General features: G+C 62.3%; 12 protein-coding genes. 9 read left to right on the top strand and 3 right to left on the bottom strand.

Annotated features, from left to right (window positions below; translation table 11 throughout):
- Positions 1 to 78: 78 nt before the first annotated feature.
- Positions 79 to 2925: an RNA polymerase-associated protein RapA gene (gene rapA / locus ACM62G_RS04955; protein ID WP_054057627.1), complete on the top strand. Its 2847-nt coding sequence runs from the start codon at positions 79 to 81 to the stop codon at positions 2923 to 2925.
- A 163-nt stretch (positions 2926 to 3088) separates the two neighbouring features.
- Here the strand turns inward: rapA and ACM62G_RS04960 are convergent, their stop codons facing one another.
- Positions 3089 to 4435 (bottom strand): spinster family MFS transporter, encoded by a 1347-nt coding sequence (locus ACM62G_RS04960; RefSeq protein ID WP_419736784.1) that lies wholly within the window; start codon positions 4433 to 4435, stop codon positions 3089 to 3091.
- 212 nt (positions 4436 to 4647) lie between these two features.
- On the opposite strand from ACM62G_RS04960, the gene ACM62G_RS04965 reads away from it, so the two are divergent.
- Positions 4648 to 5016, top strand: a complete 369-nt coding sequence (locus ACM62G_RS04965) for a YkgJ family cysteine cluster protein (protein ID WP_054057625.1) — start codon at positions 4648 to 4650, stop codon at positions 5014 to 5016.
- A gap of 122 nt (positions 5017 to 5138) precedes the next feature.
- Complete coding sequence (locus ACM62G_RS04970) at positions 5139 to 7430, top strand: putative bifunctional diguanylate cyclase/phosphodiesterase (protein WP_419736785.1); 2292 nt, start codon at positions 5139 to 5141, stop codon at positions 7428 to 7430.
- Here the strand turns inward: ACM62G_RS04970 and ACM62G_RS04975 are convergent.
- Positions 7318 to 8217, bottom strand: coding sequence for an NAD(P)-dependent oxidoreductase (locus tag ACM62G_RS04975; protein WP_419736786.1), 900 nt, complete (start codon positions 8215 to 8217; stop codon positions 7318 to 7320). The two genes, ACM62G_RS04970 and ACM62G_RS04975, sit on opposite strands and share 113 nt — an antisense overlap.
- A 197-nt stretch (positions 8218 to 8414) precedes the next feature.
- On the opposite strand from ACM62G_RS04975, the gene ACM62G_RS04980 reads away from it, so the two are divergent.
- On the top strand, positions 8415 to 10589 hold the full coding sequence (locus tag ACM62G_RS04980; RefSeq protein ID WP_054061012.1) for a hypothetical protein: 2175 nt from the start codon (positions 8415 to 8417) through the stop codon (positions 10587 to 10589).
- Between the two features lie 250 nt (positions 10590 to 10839).
- On the opposite strand, the gene ACM62G_RS04985 is transcribed toward ACM62G_RS04980, so the two are convergent.
- The gene (locus ACM62G_RS04985; RefSeq protein ID WP_419737487.1) at positions 10840 to 11145 is read right to left on the bottom strand and encodes a DUF2288 domain-containing protein; all 306 of its coding nucleotides are present in this window, start codon (positions 11143 to 11145) and stop codon (positions 10840 to 10842) included.
- Positions 11146 to 11494: 349 nt separating this feature from the next.
- Between ACM62G_RS04985 and ACM62G_RS04990 the strand changes: the two genes are divergently transcribed.
- The 5 genes from ACM62G_RS04990 to ACM62G_RS05010 all read left to right on the top strand — a co-directional run bounded on the left by ACM62G_RS04990 (position 11495) and on the right by ACM62G_RS05010 (position 16481).
- Entirely contained in the window at positions 11495 to 12613 is a 1119-nt protein-coding gene (locus ACM62G_RS04990; protein WP_054061011.1) for a branched-chain amino acid ABC transporter substrate-binding protein, read from the top strand.
- A 228-nt stretch (positions 12614 to 12841) separates the two neighbouring features.
- Positions 12842 to 13765: a high-affinity branched-chain amino acid ABC transporter permease LivH gene (livH, locus tag ACM62G_RS04995; protein WP_054061010.1), complete on the top strand. Its 924-nt coding sequence runs from the start codon at positions 12842 to 12844 to the stop codon at positions 13763 to 13765.
- A complete protein-coding gene (locus tag ACM62G_RS05000; RefSeq protein WP_054061777.1) occupies positions 13762 to 15015 on the top strand; it encodes a high-affinity branched-chain amino acid ABC transporter permease LivM in 1254 nt (417 codons plus the stop codon). The genes livH and ACM62G_RS05000 overlap by 4 nt, the downstream gene beginning before the upstream one ends.
- The gene (gene livG / locus ACM62G_RS05005) at positions 15012 to 15779 is read left to right on the top strand and encodes a high-affinity branched-chain amino acid ABC transporter ATP-binding protein LivG (RefSeq protein WP_054061008.1); all 768 of its coding nucleotides are present in this window, start codon (positions 15012 to 15014) and stop codon (positions 15777 to 15779) included. The genes ACM62G_RS05000 and livG overlap by 4 nt, the downstream gene beginning before the upstream one ends.
- Positions 15780 to 16481, top strand: a complete 702-nt coding sequence (locus ACM62G_RS05010) for an ABC transporter ATP-binding protein (RefSeq protein WP_054061007.1) — start codon at positions 15780 to 15782, stop codon at positions 16479 to 16481.
- Positions 16482 to 16560: the final 79 nt, after the last annotated feature.

Below are 16560 nucleotides of genomic sequence, written 5' to 3' on the forward strand. Positions count from 1 at the left end.
CTTTCGATCAAGAGCTTTGGCCTGAAAGCGTCGATTCCGTTAAGATAGTCGGCTTTTTCAAGGCGGGAGTCAGGCAGCATGGCGCAGCAGTATCAACCGGGGCAACGCTGGATCAGTGACAGCGAAGCCGAGCTGGGTTTGGGCACCGTTCTGGCACAGGATGGCCGCTTGTTGACCGTGCTCTATCCGGCCACTGGCGACACTCGCCAGTACGCGCTAAGGAATGCGCCCCTGACCCGCGTGCGATTCTCGCCCGGGGACAGCATCACCCACTTCGAGGGGTGGAAGATGACCGTGCGCGAAGTCGAGGATGTCGACGGGTTGCTGGTCTACCACGGCCTCAACGTGCAGAACGAAGTCGTCGCGCTGCCGGAAACCCAGCTGTCGAACTTCATCCAGTTCCGCCTGGCCAGCGACCGGTTGTTCGCCGGACAGATCGACCCGCTGCCATGGTTCTCGCTGCGCTACCACACCCTGGAACACACCAGCCGCCAGTTGCAATCGCCGCTCTGGGGCCTGGGTGGCGCCCGTGCGCAACCGATCGCCCACCAGTTGCACATCGCCCGGGAAGTCGCCGACCGTATCGCGCCACGGGTCCTGCTGGCGGACGAAGTGGGCCTGGGCAAGACCATCGAGGCCGGCCTGGTGATCCATCGCCAGTTGCTGTCCGGTCGCGCCAGCCGCGTGCTGATCCTGGTCCCGGAAAACCTCCAGCACCAGTGGCTGGTGGAAATGCGCCGGCGCTTCAACCTGCAGGTAGCGCTGTTCGATGCCGAGCGCTTCATCGAGAGCGATGCCAGCAACCCGTTCGAAGACACCCAGTTGGCCCTGGTGGCCCTGGAGTGGCTGGTCGAGGACGAAAAGGCCCAGGATGCGCTGTTCGCCGCCGGCTGGGACCTGATGGTGGTCGACGAGGCGCATCACCTGGTCTGGCATGAAGACAAGGCCAGCCCGGAATATACGCTGGTCGAACAACTGGCCGAGACCATTCCCGGCGTACTGCTGCTGACCGCCACCCCCGAACAGCTGGGCCAGGAAAGCCATTTCGCGCGCCTGCGCCTGCTCGATCCGAACCGTTTCCACGACCTGGCCGCGTTCCGCGCCGAAAGCGAGAACTATCGCCCGGTGGCCGAAGCGGTGCAGGAACTGCTGGACCAGGGCCGTCTGTCCCCGGCCGCCCACAAGACCATCCAGGGTTTCCTCGGCAACGAAGGCGAGGCCCTGCTCACCGCGGTCAACGACGGCGACAGCGAAGCCAGCGCGCGTCTGGTACGCGAACTGCTCGACCGTCACGGCACCGGCCGCGTGCTGTTCCGCAACACCCGCGCCGCCGTCCAGGGCTTCCCGGAGCGCAAGCTGCACGCCTACCCGCTGCCGAACCCGGACGAATACCTGGAGCTGCCGCTGGGCGAACACGCCGAGCTGTACCCGGAAGTCAGCTTCCAGGCCCAGACCGAAGGCGGTGACGAGGAACGCTGGTGGCGCTTCGACCCACGGGTCGAGTGGCTGATCGACCAGTTGAAAATGCTCAAGCGCACCAAAGTGCTGGTGATCTGCGCCCACGCGGAAACCGCCATGGACCTGGAGGACGCCCTGCGCGTGCGTTCCGGCATCCCGGCCACCGTGTTCCACGAAGGCATGAACATTCTCGAGCGTGACCGCGCCGCCGCCTACTTCGCCGACGAGGAATTCGGCGCCCAGGTGCTGATCTGCTCGGAAATCGGCAGTGAAGGCCGCAACTTCCAGTTCGCCCACCACCTGGTGATGTTCGACCTGCCGGCGCACCCGGACCTGCTGGAACAGCGCATCGGCCGCCTGGACCGGATCGGCCAGAAGCACGTGATCGAGCTGCATGTGCCGTACCTGGAAACCAGCCCGCAGGAACGCCTGTTCCAGTGGTACCACGATGCCCTGAACGCCTTCCTCAATACCTGCCCGACCGGCAACGCCCTGCAGCACCAGTTCGGTCCACGCCTGCTGCCGCTGCTCGAAGGCGGCGACGACGGCGAGTGGCAGAAGCTGGTGGACGAGGCCCGTGCCGAGCGCGAGCGCCTGGAAGCCGAATTGCACACCGGCCGCGACCGCCTGCTGGAACTCAACTCCGGCGGTGCCGGTGAAGGTGAGGCCCTGGTCGAGGCGATCCTCGAGCAGGACGACCAGTTCGCCCTGCCGATCTACATGGAGACGCTGTTCGACGCCTTCGGCATCGACAGCGAGGACCATTCGGAAAACGCCCTGATCCTCAAGCCGAGCGAGAAGATGCTCGACGCCAGCTTCCCGCTGGGCGACGACGAAGGCGTGACCATCACCTACGACCGCGGCCAGGCGCTGTCGCGCGAAGACATGCAGTTCATCACCTGGGAACACCCGATGGTGCAAGGTGGTATGGACCTGGTGCTGTCCGGCTCGATGGGCAACACTGCCGTGGCGCTGATCAAGAACAAGGCACTGAAACCGGGGACCGTGCTGCTGGAACTGCTGTACGTCAGCGAAGTGGTCGCACCACGCTCGCTGCAACTGGGCCGCTACCTGCCGCCGGCCGCCCTGCGCTGCCTGCTGGACGCCAACGGCAACGACCTGTCGCCACGCGTCGCGTTCGAGACCCTGAACGACCAGCTGGAAAGCGTGCCCAAGGCCAGCGCCAACAAGTTCATCCAGGCCCAGCGCGACAGCCTGGCGCCGAAGATCAACGCCGGCGAAGCGAAAGTCGCCCCTCGTCACGCCGAACGCGTGGCCGAGGCACAACGTCGCCTGGCGGCCGATACCGACGAGGAACTGGCGCGCCTGACCGCGTTGCAGGCCGTCAACCCGAGCGTGCGTGACAGCGAGCTGGTCGCACTGCGCAAACAGCGTGAACAGGGGCTGGCGATGCTGGAGAAGGCGGCGCTGCGCCTGGAAGCGATCCGGGTGCTGGTCGCCGGTTGATATGACGGTGCGCTGTGGGGCGGGATTCGTTTAGGGCTTCAGGGCCCCCTGTTCGCGGATGAATCCGGCACCCACAGTGGAGCGGTGTTCACAGATTTTGTGATCACCACTGGACCTGTGGGAGCCGGATTCATCCGCGAACAGGCCCCCATTCAACTGACTATCAAGCCGTTACAGGTGCCACGCCTTCCTGCTCCTGCCCCATCCCCTCGCGCATCCGCGCCGCATCCCGACTGAAACACCGTGCCGCCTGGAACAGGAACAGCAGCGTCAGCAGCAACGCCGCCGGAATCAGATACATCGCGTCATGCAGACCCACGGCCTTGAATGCCTCGGTCATTTCCTGCGCACCTGCCGCCAGCATCGCCGCATGGGCGAAATGGTCGGACAGCAGGCCGACCACCACCGGCCCCAGCCCCCCACCCAGCAGATACAGGCCGGCGAAATACACCGCCATCGCCATCGCCCGCAGCCGCGGCTCGACCACGTCCTGGATCGCGGTATAGACGCAGGTGTAGAAGTTGTAGGCAAACAGCCAGCCGACACTGAATACGGCGACGAACACACCGATCTCGATCCGCCCGGCATGCAGTGCCCAGGCCGTGGCCAGGGTCGACACCACCAGGCTCACGGCCGCGAACAGCAGGCGTCCGTTGGCGATGCGCTGGTGAATCTTGTCCGCCACCCAGCCGCCCAGGGTCAGCCCGACCAGGCCGGTCACGCCGACGATCACCCCGGTGGCCACCGCCGCTTCCTGCAACGGCATCTGGAAGTAGCGCTGCAGCATCGGCACCAGGAAGGAGTTGCAGGCGTAGGTGGCGAAATTGAAGGTCAGCCCCGCCAGCACCAGCCAGAGAAAGGTCGGGATCGCCAGCAGGCGCCGTACCGGCCGCTCGATCCGTGTCTGGGCGACCTGTACGGTTTCCGCCGCGCCGCGCTTGGGCTCCCTGATGAAGAACATGAACAGCGCCAGCACCAGGCCGGGGACCGCCGCAATGAAAAACGGCGCCCGCCAGCTGTCGAACGCCTTGACCATCGCGCCGATGGTGAAGAACGCCAGCAACAGCCCCAACGGCAGGCCCAGCATGAAAATGCCCATGGCCCGTGCCCGGCGATGGGCCGGGAACAGATCGCCGATCAGCGAATTGGCCGCTGGCGCATAGCTGGCCTCACCGATCCCGACGCCCATGCGCACCAGCAGGAAGCTCCAGAAACTGCCCACCAGGCCATTGACCGCCGTCAGCCCGCTCCAGACCGCCAACCCCCAGCCCATCAGCTTGCTGCGCGAACCGTTATCGGCCATGCGCCCCAGGGGCAGGCCGGCAACGGCATAGACGATGGTGAAGGCGGTGCCGATGATGCCGATCTGGAAATCGCTCAGGTGCCACTCCATGCGGATCGGTTCGATGATGATCGCCGGGATGGTCCGATCGAAGAAATTGAACAGGTTGGCAAGGAACAACAGGAACAGAATGCGCCAGGCATTCGCCGCTTGGGTCGAGTTCTGCATGGGGTCCGTCTCTTTATTGTTATAGGGCTTGGCTGCCACTCAATCTAGTCAGCCTGATATCGCCTGTCTGCCACCATTCGCGGCGCTGATACCGGCCAATGGAGGCTCTATCGGGACCCGTAAAAATACTTGTAACACCCCCTTACAAAGCCGCGGCCGAAGCCTAGAATAGTGCCAAACTCCCTCCCTTCTTCTTTCTCCGTTGACCTTCCATGTCTGATGCTAATCCGTGTCTGAATTGCGGTGCCTGCTGTTCCTATTTCCGTGTCTCGTTTTATTGGGGAGAGTGCGTGTCGGGCGGCGGCCTGGTGCCCGACGAACTGGTCAGCCAGATCAGTCCGAGCCGCGTGGCCATGAACGGTACCGAAGGGAAAAAGCCGCGCTGCACCGCCCTTGAAGGTGAAGTCGGTAAAGGCGTCAGTTGCTCGATCTACCACCAGCGCTCCAGCCCCTGCCGCGAATTCGATGCCGCCTGGGTCAACGGTGAACCCAACGAACGCTGCGATGCGGCCCGCGCCGCCTTCGGCCTGCCGCCCCTGGAGCCCGAGCAGCAGCCCGGCTTAGTACCAATCGCTATTTAGCTCATCGCCAAATCATTGGGAGCACTCTGCCATTAGGGCTCCCGGCTCCAGACGAGCCTCTATACTCCAACCCATTGGTCGGCGCGCAGCGTCGGTAGTCCAAGGGCGGAATAGGACAGGCTATGGAGTGGCTGGGTTTGCATTTTGTCGACAAACTTCCCGAGCAAGGGCAGTTGCTGCTCGACTGCAGCCACGATCCGCTGCTGGTCATGCTGGCCTATCTGGTGGCCTGCGCCGCGGGCTTCGCCACGCTCGACATGGCCGAACGGGTCGGTCATGTGGAAAAACCGGCGCAACAGCGCCTTTGGCGCTGGGTCGGTGCCTGTTGCCTGGCGGGCGGCATCTGGGCCATGCACTTCATCGCCATGCTGGCGTTTCGAACGCCCATCGCGATGAGTTACGACCTGCCCACCACCATGGTCTCGCTGCTGATCGCCCTGTTCGCCTCGTTTCTCGCCATGCACACCCTCGGTCGCGCCGAACTGCGCCCTTCCCAGACCGTTCGCGCCGCCCTGTCGATGGGGCTGGGGATCGCCGCCATGCATTACATCGGCATGTCGGCCTTGCGTTCGACTGCACAGCAGTACTATCAACCCGGCCTCGTCGGCCTGTCGGTACTGATCGCCATCGGCGCCAGCCTGGCGGCCTTGCTGCTGGCCAGGCACTTTCGCACCGGTAGCGGCATCTTCCATCAACTGCTCAAGTACAGCGCCAGCCTGGTGATGGGCGCAGCCATCGTCAGCATGCACTTCACCGGCATGTGGGCACTGCGCCTGGTCGTCCCGGAAGGCGACGTCCTGGGCGCCGCAGTGCAGAACAACCATCTGCAACTGGGCATGACCATTGCCCTGATCACCCTGCTGATCATCGGCAGCAGCATCAGCGCGGCCCTCTCCGACAAGAAGCTGCAGCACAAGGAACAGGACCTGCGCCGGGTCAACGCGCTGCTCAGCCAGTTGGACCAGGCCCGCCTGTCCCTGGCCCAGGTCGCCCACTACGATGCCCTGACCAACCTGATCAACCGCCGCGGCTTCAACCAGATCTTCGCCGAGAGACTGATCGAGCGCAGCAGCAATGGCGGCATGCTGGCGGTGATGTTCCTCGACATCGACCACTTCAAGCGGATCAACGACAGCCTCGGCCACGACGCCGGTGACGAGCTGCTCAAGGTCATCGCCGCGCACATCAAGAGTGCCACCCGCAGCCATGACGACGTGGTCGCGCGCTTTGGCGGCGACGAGTTCTGCATCCTCATCAGCCTGCACAAGCGCGACGAAGCCCGGCACATGGCCCAGCGCATCATGCAGAAGATGAAGGAACCGATCGAACTGGCCGGCCGGCGCATGGTGATGACCACCAGCATCGGGATCGCCGTGTTCCCCGAGGACGGCCAGACCTGCGAGGAGCTGCTGAAGAACGCCGACCTGGCGCTGTACCAGTCCAAGGAAGCCGGGCGCAACAGCCTGCATTTCTTCAACGCCAACCTGAAGACGAAGGCGACCCTGGAACTGCAACTGGAGGAACAACTGCGCCAGGCGCTGCGCGACGGCCGCGAGCTGCAACTGTTCTACCAGCCGATCTGTGCGGTCAGGACCGGCCAGGTCGCCAAGCTCGAGGCCCTGGTACGCTGGAACCATCCGCAACACGGGCTGCTGGCCCCGGACCGCTTCCTGCACATCGCCGAAGCCAACGGCCTGATCGCCGATCTGGACAAGTGGGTCCTGCGCACCGCCTGCCAGGACCTGGCGGCACTGGACGAACAGGGCTACAGCGACCTGATGGTCAGCACTAACTGCTCGTCCCTGAACCTGGCACGCGAGGAACTGGCCGACGACATTGAAAACATCCTGCGCAGCACCGGCGTTTGCGCCAACCGGCTGGAGCTGGAGGTCACGGAAAACGCGCTGATGGGCAATATCACCAATACCCTGCAGTTGTTGCGGCAGATGCGTACCCTCGGCGTCTCGCTGTCCATCGACGACTTCGGCACCGGCTACTCGTCCCTGGCCTACCTCAAGCGCCTGCCACTCAATACCCTGAAGATCGATCGCTCGTTCATCCTCGACATCCCCAAGTCGGCCCCGGACATGGAGATCATCCAGGCGATCATCGTCATGGCCCACACCCTGCATCTGCAGGTGGTCACCGAAGGCGTCGAGACCCAGCAGCAATACGAGTTCCTTGCCGAGTACGACTGCGACTACATCCAGGGCCACCTATTCAGCCGACCGGTGCTGTTCGAAGAACTGCCCGCGACCATCAGGCAGCTCAACCAGCGCCCACCACCCAGCGTCACGCCACTCACTCCGCCGGCGACGGCGGCTCGCGATACAGATTCACCAATGTCGCGGGATCCTTTTGCAGATACCCCTGGCTACCATGCAGGCGCATCAACTGTGCGGCCAATCCGCTGATGGGTGTCGCCGAACCCTGTTCACGGGAGAACTTCACGGCACCGTCCAGGTCCTTGAGCAAGGTGCGCACATGCCATTTGATCGGTTCAAAACGGCTTTCGGCCATCTGCGGCGCGAGGATCTGCAACGGCCTGGAGTCGGCGAAGCCACCGCCGAGCGCTTCGGCCAGCAGGCTGGCATCCACCCCGGAGCGTTCCGCCAGCGCCACCACCTCGGCAATCACCAGGGCATTGCAGGCCACGATCATCTGATTGCAGGCCTTGGTCACCTGCCCGGCACCCACCGCCCCCATGTGGGTGACGCGCTGGCCAAGGGTCAGCAAGACCGGGCGAACCCGTTCCAGATCGGCCACGTCCCCACCGGCCATGATCGCCAGGCTGCCGGCCTCGGCCCCGGCGGTGCCGCCGGAAACCGGCGCATCCAGCCAGCGCACACCGCGCTCGGCCAGCAGGCGCGCGGCCATTTGTCGCGTCGCCGTGGGCTCCAGGCTGGAAAAATCCACCAGCAGTTGACCCGTCTTCGCCGCCTGCGCCACCCCGTCGACCCCGAAAACCACCTCCTGCACCACCGCGGTATCGGCCAGGCACAGCATCACCACGTCTGCCTGCGCGCACAGCTCGGCAGGGGTGGCGACCTGCCGCGCACCGGCCGCCACCAGTTCGGCGCATTTGTGCGGCGACCGGTTCCACACCGTCAAGGGGTACCCCGCGGCCAGCAAGCGACGGCACATCGGCAGCCCCATCAGGCCGATTCCGGCGAACCCCAGGGCAGGTAGTACAGAATTCATAAAAAGTTCCCCGTCAATTAAAGAACGTCAAATACTGGCCGATTCAACGATATCCAGAGCAGGGTTCACCCCTAGGGAAACCTAGGGCCAACCCCTATCGATCAAGCCAATATCGCGCGTTAAAGTCGCGATCTCTCACCGTGATGGCGCGTTGATATTCCCTCGACCGCCCAACCAGACCAGGCATATGGCGCACAATGACCTCCAAAAATAACCCAGCCAACGCAGTATCCGATCTGATGTCGCCCGCGGTCGTGGAAAAAACCTACAAGGCCTACTCGACGCCCCGTCCACTGGCGACGCAGCAGTACCTTTATTTCACCGAAACCAATACGGATCGTATCCTCGACAACCTCGACGGTCTGCGCGACATGGTATTTCCGCGCCCACCGCACCTGGAGGTGGAGAACGAGGCCCGTCGCGAACAGGAATTCCCCTCGGTCTGCCTGATCGGTCTGGGCCGCTGCGGCTCGAACATCGCACTGGATGTCGCCGAACTGGTCTACAACGCCCGCAAGTTCTACCTCAACGAATTCAACAACGACGACAAGTCCGTCGACAAGGGCTACCGCCCCGCCCAGTGGATCCGCAATAACCTGCGCCTGGTGCAGAGCAAGTCCGCCAAGCCGGTGTTTCTGGTCGAACCGCTGGTGATGCTCGGCGACCTGGATAAGGACATCGCCGGCCGCATCCGCTTTTCGCGCAAGGGCGAGAAAAGCGGGTTCATCCGCGACTACAGCAAGATGAAGATCATGGACCTGTCCGAGGTGCATGCCGGTGGCGCGGGTAACGCCCCGATCCTCGGCCAGTACCTGGCCAAGATCATCCTGAACAAGGACACCCAACGCTTCTCCAGCCCAGACTGGAAGATGATCCACTCGTACCTGATCGACTCCTGCGGCATTAAGGCCAACCAGTCGCGCCTGTACTTCTCGATCTTCAGTGCCGGCGGTGGTACCGGTTCGGGCATGGCCTCGGAATTCGGCCTGGCCCAGCAGTACTCGTACATGAACAAGACGTTCGACACCAAGCCGATGGACGAGCACGACAGCAAGAGCGGCCACTCCTTCGTCTTCGAACCGATCTTCACCAGCGGCATCTGCGTGCTGCCGAACATCTCCGACCATCGCAGCGAAATGTCCGAGGCCCTGCACATCAACGCCGGCCGCCTGCTCTGCAAGTACCTGTCGGAAGAGTGGGACTTCTCGTACAACTTCGACAATGAAGACAGCAGCGAAGCCAGCGTCATGGGCCGTATCCGCCCATGGAACGCGATGATGCTGATCTCCAACGACATCATGCGTTATGCCGAAGAGAACGATGACGGCAATATCCAGAACATCGATGTCAATGCCATGGAGAAGCACGCCAACCAGTACATCTCCCAGCAGATCTTCAACATCCTGACCGCCCAGGCGGTGACCACCGACTACGACCAGAACTACTTCCGTCGTGCCGGCATCGACATCGGCGAGACCATCCGCCTGGACGCCAACGACCTGTTCATGAGCCTGGCAGGCCCCGTGGCGATCGCCTACGCCGAATCCGTGGTACCGGAACAGCCGGCGCCAACCGGCGACAAGTTCAAGGTGTTCGAAAAGGAACAGCAGCGGTTGAACATCGACGACCTGTTCTTCCGCTCCATCGACCTGCCGCACTTCAACAAGGTCACCCAGGCCATCGAAGGCATCAGCCTGCTGCCGATCGAGTCCAAGCGCTACCGCGCCGCCCTGGAGCAGTACAAGGCTTCGGGTTACGACGCCGCGGCGCTGCACGACCTGCATTTCTTCAAGAACTGCTCGTCGGTGGTTTCGATCGTCTCGCTGCCCAAGGACTACAAGCTGTCCTATATGGACCTGAACCGGCTCAAGACCCACCTCAACAGCCTGTTCCCCAACACCACGCTCAAGCGCTACGCCCTGGTGATCGGGGCCTCGGCCAACCTGTCGCTGACCACGCTGATCGCCAAGAGTCCGTGCCTGTCGGACGACTTCCTGACCCTGATCGTGGCCTTCATCAAGCGCTGCTTCGCGCGCAACCCGTACCGCTTCGACGACACGCTGGACAACTCGATGCTCGAGTTCATCACCCGCGACGAGTTCGACGAAGGGCATATCGACGACCTGCTCAACGAGTTCGAGAACCCGGCGAAGATCCTCGATACCAACTGGTACGCGATCAAGCCGATGTACGAGAAGAAGTACCGCGAACTGATCAACGACAAGGACAAGTTCGTCTCGATCAACGATATCCGCCTGTCCCGCGATTGCGTGAAGAAGGCGATCAAGTATCTGCGCGAGATCTACCGTCACCGCATCGGCAAGACCAAGGTCATTTCCTTGAACAGCCACACCGGTCGGACCGAGTACTGAGCCAACCGCCCCCATCACCCTGTAGGAGCCCGGCTTGCCGGCGAATGGGCCCTTGAGGCCGCCAGAAGCTTCGCAGGCAAGCCGGGCGCCTACAGAATCGGATGTCGTGGCAGGGAAGCTGCGATATGCCTGTCAAGGACTGTGGATTTTCTCCACGGGCAAACTGCCATTACTGCCGCATGCGGTTACTGGCCTACACACTCGTAGGCCATAAACGCATAACGCATATGCACCATTACAGTGCCTTGAATTACCTCGCCGCTCTTTCCTGGATCATCACCCAGGGCGATACCACCACCGCCCACAGGCTCGGATCACGCTCGAGAAGATCCTGGGCCCGCGTTTCAGACACCTTGGCCAACGCTCCGGTGGCCAGCCAATCCGCTACTTTCTCGGTCTGATTCTCGGCCATGGCCTGCGCCGCGGCGATCAGATCCAGCGACGGTTCGACCCACAATAGGGCACCCCGGGCAAAGAACGGTTGCAGCTCCTCCCAGCGGATAGATGCAGTTTCACCAAGCAGCTTGGCATAGAGGGTGCTAGGTTCTTCAATCATGGGAGTTCCACCTGAGAAAAAATCGGCGCAATCATAACGTCGCGACTCAAGGTAGAAAAACCCGGATGTAAAGGTTGGGGTGAAAGAAGGATCAGGGTTGCAGGGATTGCCGTGAAAGCTCAGCAACATCCAGATAATAATCTGCATGGCCATCTGCCGCTATTCTGTCTCTTTCTTTCATTTAAGCGACATCTCCCGATTTTGTCCCCGGCAGCCCGCTATCCAAGCGATAAACGAGCGCTCTAAACTGTATCGGTACAGTTGCCGGGTAAAATCGGGTTGTCAAAACCCGGTTCTGCCGCCCTGGCGTCAGGACTATAAAAATTACAACAGCAAGAGTGGAGCACTAATGACTAAGCAGATTTCCAAACTGTTCGCCGCTATGGTTCTGGCCGGTATCGCCAGCCATTCTTTCGCTGCAGACACCATCAAGATCGGCATCGCCGGCCCCAAGACCGGCCCTGTGACCCAGTACGGTGACATGCAGTTCACGGGCGCGAAACAGGCCATCAAGGACATCAACGCCAAGGGCGGCGTCGATGGCAAGAAACTCGAAGCGGTCGAATACGACGACGCCTGCGATCCGAAACAGGCCGTGGCCGTCGCCAACAAGGTTGTCAACGATGGTGTCAAGTTCGTCATCGGCCACCTCTGCTCCAGCTCCACCCAGCCCGCTTCGGACATCTACGAAGACGAAGGCGTGATCATGATCACCCCGGCGGCCACCAGCCCTGAAATCACCGCCCGTGGCTACAAGCTGGTGTTCCGCACCATCGGCCTGGACAGCGCCCAGGGCCCTGCCGCCGGCAACTACATCGCCGACCACGTGAAACCGAAAGTGGTTGCCGTACTGCACGACAAGCAGCAATACGGTGAAGGCATCGCCACCGCGGTCAAGCAGACCCTCGAGAAGAAAGGCGTGAAAGTCGCGGTCTTCGAAGGCCTGAACGCCGGTGACAAGGACTTCTCCTCGATCATCCAGAAGCTCAAGCAGAACAATGTCGACTTCGTCTACTACGGCGGCTACCACCCAGAGCTGGGCCTGATCCTGCGCCAGTCCAAGGAAAAAGGCCTGAACGCCAAGTTCATGGGTCCGGAAGGCGTCGGCAACGACTCCATCTCGCAGATCGCCCAGGACGCTTCCGAAGGCCTGCTGGTCACCCTGCCGAAGTCCTTCGATGCCGACCCGGAGAACAAGGCCATCGTCGACGCCATCAAGGCTGACGGCAAGGATCCGAGCGGTCCGTTCGTGTTCCCGGCCTACTCCGCTGTCGAACTGATCGCCGACGGCATCAAGAACGCCAAGAGCGAAGACACCGCCAAGGTGGCTGCCGCTATCCACGCCGGGACCTTCAAGACCCCGACTGGCGAACTGTCCTTCGACGAGAAGGGCGACCTGAAGAACTTCAAGTTCGTGGTCTACGAATGGCACTTCGGCAAGCCGAAGACTGAAGTATCCCCTCAGTAACTCAGGCCTGACAGGTCAACAAGCCCACTGTTTGCACAGTGGGCTTTGTTTTACGAGGTTTATGGGCCTGACACCCGCGATCCGGGAGCTGGCTCACCTGAAAATCTTAAAACCGTCACCAGCGGTTCGCTGGCAAACGCTCGTGCCAACGTGGCGACAGACCACGCCCGACGAGCCGGAACATGACTCCACCAGTGAAATGCGTATCGGGTTTTTAGGAGCGCTGTAATGCCTGAGATCTATCACTTCTTCCAACAGCTGGTTAATGGCCTGACCATTGGCAGCACCTATGCCTTGATAGCCATTGGCTACACAATGGTTTACGGCATCATTGGAATGATCAACTTCGCCCATGGCGAGGTCTACATGATTGGTTCCTACGTGGCCTTCATCGTCCTTGCCGGGCTGGCCATGATGGGAATCCACTCCCTGCCGCTGCTGATGACCGCCGCGTTCATCGCGACGATCGTCGTGACCAGTGCCTATGGCTACAGTATCGAACGCGTTGCCTACCGCCCACTGCGCGGCAGCAACCGTCTGATTCCGCTGATTTCCGCCATCGGCATGTCGATTTTCCTGCAGAACACCGTACTGCTGTCCCAGGACTCCAAGGACAAGTCCATTCCCAACCTGATCCCGGGGAGCATCTCCTTCGGTCCGGGGGGCGCAGAGGAAGTCCTGATTTCCTACATGCAGATCCTGGTTTTCGTGATCACCCTGATCGCCATGACCGGACTGACCCTGTTCATCTCCCGTTCACGCCTGGGCCGCGCCTGCCGTGCCTGCGCCGAAGACATCAAGATGGCCAACCTGCTGGGGATCAACACCAACAACATCATCGCCCTGACCTTCGTCATCGGTGCCGCCCTGGCCGCGGTCGCCGCCGTGCTGCTGAGCATGCAGTACGGGGTGATCAACCCCAACGCCGGCTTCCTGGTGGGCCTGAAGGCCTTTACCGCCGCAGTCCTGGGCGGTATCGGCAGCATTCCGGGCGCCATGCTCGGCGGGTTGGTGCTCGGTGTGGCCGAAGCCTTTGGTGCCGACGTGTTCGGCGACCAGTACAAGGATGTGGTGGCGTTCGGTCTTCTGGTCCTGGTGCTGTTGTTCCGTCCGACCGGCATCCTGGGCCGTCCGGAGGTTGAGAAAGTATGAACAGATATCTCAAACAGGCGCTGTTCAGCGCCCTGCTGGTCTGGGCCGTGGCCTTTCCGGTACTCGGCCTGAAGCTGAGCATCGTCGGGATCAACCTCGAAGTGCATGGCACCGGTCCCCTGACCCTGACCGTCATCGCCCTCTGCTCGGTGCTGATGTTCCTGCGCGTGCTGTTCAGCCAGCAGGTCAGCACGATGTTCAAGTCGTCCCGTGGCCCGCTGGTGTCGCCCAAGGTCGGTCAGTTCCTGACCCTGCCACGGACCCAGCGCTGGATCATCATCGGCCTGATCGTGGCCGCACTGATCTGGCCGTTCTTCGGCTCGCGGGGGGCGGTCGATATCGCCACCCTGATCCTGATCTACGTGCTGCTGGGCCTGGGCCTGAACATCGTGGTGGGCCTGGCCGGCCTGCTCGACCTGGGTTATGTCGGCTTCTACGCGGTGGGCGCCTACAGCTACGCGCTGCTGTCGCACTACTTCGGCTGGAGCTTCTGGCTGTGCCTGCCGGTCGCCGGTCTGATGGCCGCGACCTTCGGCTTCCTGCTCGGTTTCCCGGTGCTGCGCCTGCGCGGTGACTACCTGGCCATCGTGACCCTCGGCTTCGGCGAGATCATCCGGCTGTTCCTGCGCAACCTCACCGACCTCACCGGCGGCCCGAACGGCATCAGCAACATCCCCAAGCCGACCTTCTTCGGCCTGAGCTTCGAGCGCAGTGCCGCCGAGGGTGTGAAGACCTTCCACGAGTTCTTCGGGCTGGCCTACAACCCGGTGAGCAAGGTGGTCTTCCTGTACCTGGTCGCCCTGCTGCTGGCGCTGTTCGCGCTGTTCGTGATCAACCGCCTGCTGCGCATGCCGATCGGCCGCGCCTGGGAAGCCCTGCGTGAAGACGAGATCGCCTGCCGCGCCCTGGGCCTGAACCCCACCGTGATCAAGCTCTCGGCATTCACCCTGGGTGCCTGCTTCGCCGGTTTCGCCGGCAGCTTCTTCGCCGCCCGCCAGGGCCTGGTGACCCCGGAGTCGTTCACCTTCATCGAATCGGCGATCATCCTCGCCATCGTCGTGCTCGGCGGCATGGGCTCGCAACTGGGGGTGATTCTCGCAGCGATCGTGATGATCCTGCTGCCGGAGCTGATGCGTGAATTCAGCGATTACCGCATGTTGATGTTCGGCGCCATGATGGTGCTGATGATGATCTGGCGTCCACAGGGTCTGCTGCCGATGCAACGTCCACACATGGAGCTGCGCAAATGAGCCGCGAGATCCTGAAAGTCGAAAACTTGAGCATGCGCTTCGGCGGCCTGCTGGCGGTCAACGGCGTGGCCCTGACCGTGAAAGAGAAACAGGTCGTGGCACTGATCGGCCCCAACGGTGCCGGCAAGACCACGGTGTTCAACTGCCTGACCGGCTTCTACAAGCCCAGCGCCGGCAGCATCATCCTCGACGGCCAGCCGATCCAGGGCCTGGCCGGCCACGAGATCGCCCGCAAGGGCGTAGTGCGGACCTTCCAGAACGTGCGTCTGTTCAAGGACATGACCGCAGTGGAAAACCTGCTGATCGCCCAGCACCGTCACCTGAACACCAACTTCCTGGCCGGTCTGTTCAAGACTCCGTCGTTCCGCAAGAGCGAAAGGGAAGCCATGGAATACGCCGCGTACTGGCTGGACAAGGTCAACCTGACCGAATTCGCCAACCGCCCGGCCGGCACCCTGGCCTATGGTCAGCAGCGTCGCCTGGAAATCGCCCGCTGCATGATGACCCGTCCACGGATCCTCATGCTCGACGAACCGGCGGCCGGCCTGAACCCCAAGGAAACCGACGACCTCAAGGCGCTGATCAGCGTGCTGCGCGAGGAACACGGCGTCACCGTGCTGCTGATCGAGCACGACATGAAACTGGTCATGAGCATTTCCGACCATATCGTCGTGATCAACCAGGGCACGCCGCTGGCCGATGGCACACCACAACAGATCCGCGACAATCCCGATGTGATCAAAGCCTACCTGGGGGAAGCGTAAATGCTGCAGTTCGAAAACGTTTCCACCTTCTACGGCAAGATCCAGGCCCTGCACAGCGTCAACGTGGAAGTCCGCCAGGGCGAGATCGTCACCCTGATCGGCGCCAACGGCGCAGGCAAGTCGACCCTGCTGATGACCCTCTGCGGTTCGCCGCGGGCCCACAGCGGCAGCATTCGCTACATGGGCGAAGAGCTGGTGGGGCAGGAGTCCTCGCAGATCATGCGCAAGAGCATCGCGGTGGTGCCGGAAGGCCGCCGTGTGTTCTCGCGCCTGACCGTGGAGGAAAACCTCGCCATGGGCGGTTTCTTCACCGACAAGGGCGATTACCAGGAGCAGATGGACAAGGTCCTGGAACTGTTCCCACGGCTCAAGGAGCGCTTCAGCCAGCGCGGCGGCACCATGTCCGGCGGCGAACAGCAGATGCTCGCCATCGGCCGGGCGCTGATGAGCAAGCCCAAGCTGCTGCTGCTCGACGAGCCGTCGCTGGGTCTGGCACCGATCATCATCCAGCAGATCTTCGATATCATCGAACAACTGCGCAAGGACGGAGTGACGGTGTTCCTGGTGGAGCAGAACGCCAACCAGGCGCTGAAGATCGCCGACCGCGCCTACGTGCTGGAGAACGGCCGGGTGGTGATGGAAGGCAGCGGCAATGACCTGCTGACCGACCCGAAAGTCCGCGAAGCGTACCTGGGCGGTTGATTCCACTGCCGTGCAACGAGAAGGCCCCGTTCTGTCGGGGCTTTTCTTTGCCCGGAACATCGTGTCCGTACCCTCGCCG

The organism is Pseudomonas sp. COR18, assembly GCF_048568395.1.
Taxonomy (GTDB): Bacteria; Pseudomonadota; Gammaproteobacteria; order Pseudomonadales; family Pseudomonadaceae; genus Aquipseudomonas; species Aquipseudomonas fuscovaginae_B.

Excerpts from the sequence above, each read along its gene's own strand:
- rapA (WP_054057627.1), top strand. The coding sequence starts at position 79 with ATGGCGCAGCAGTATCAACCGGGGCAACGCTGGATCAGTGACAGCGAA.
- ACM62G_RS04960 (WP_419736784.1), bottom strand. The coding sequence starts at position 4,435 with ATGCAGAACTCGACCCAAGCGGCGAATGCCTGGCGCATTCTGTTCCTG.
- ACM62G_RS04965 (WP_054057625.1), top strand. The coding sequence starts at position 4,648 with ATGTCTGATGCTAATCCGTGTCTGAATTGCGGTGCCTGCTGTTCCTAT.
- ACM62G_RS04970 (WP_419736785.1), top strand. The coding sequence starts at position 5,139 with ATGGAGTGGCTGGGTTTGCATTTTGTCGACAAACTTCCCGAGCAAGGG.
- ACM62G_RS04975 (WP_419736786.1), bottom strand. The coding sequence starts at position 8,217 with ATGAATTCTGTACTACCTGCCCTGGGGTTCGCCGGAATCGGCCTGATG.
- ACM62G_RS04980 (WP_054061012.1), top strand. The coding sequence starts at position 8,415 with ATGACCTCCAAAAATAACCCAGCCAACGCAGTATCCGATCTGATGTCG.
- ACM62G_RS04985 (WP_419737487.1), bottom strand. The coding sequence starts at position 11,145 with ATGATTGAAGAACCTAGCACCCTCTATGCCAAGCTGCTTGGTGAAACT.
- ACM62G_RS04990 (WP_054061011.1), top strand. The coding sequence starts at position 11,495 with ATGACTAAGCAGATTTCCAAACTGTTCGCCGCTATGGTTCTGGCCGGT.
- livH (WP_054061010.1), top strand. The coding sequence starts at position 12,842 with ATGCCTGAGATCTATCACTTCTTCCAACAGCTGGTTAATGGCCTGACC.
- ACM62G_RS05000 (WP_054061777.1), top strand. The coding sequence starts at position 13,762 with ATGAACAGATATCTCAAACAGGCGCTGTTCAGCGCCCTGCTGGTCTGG.
- livG (WP_054061008.1), top strand. The coding sequence starts at position 15,012 with ATGAGCCGCGAGATCCTGAAAGTCGAAAACTTGAGCATGCGCTTCGGC.
- ACM62G_RS05010 (WP_054061007.1), top strand. The coding sequence starts at position 15,780 with ATGCTGCAGTTCGAAAACGTTTCCACCTTCTACGGCAAGATCCAGGCC.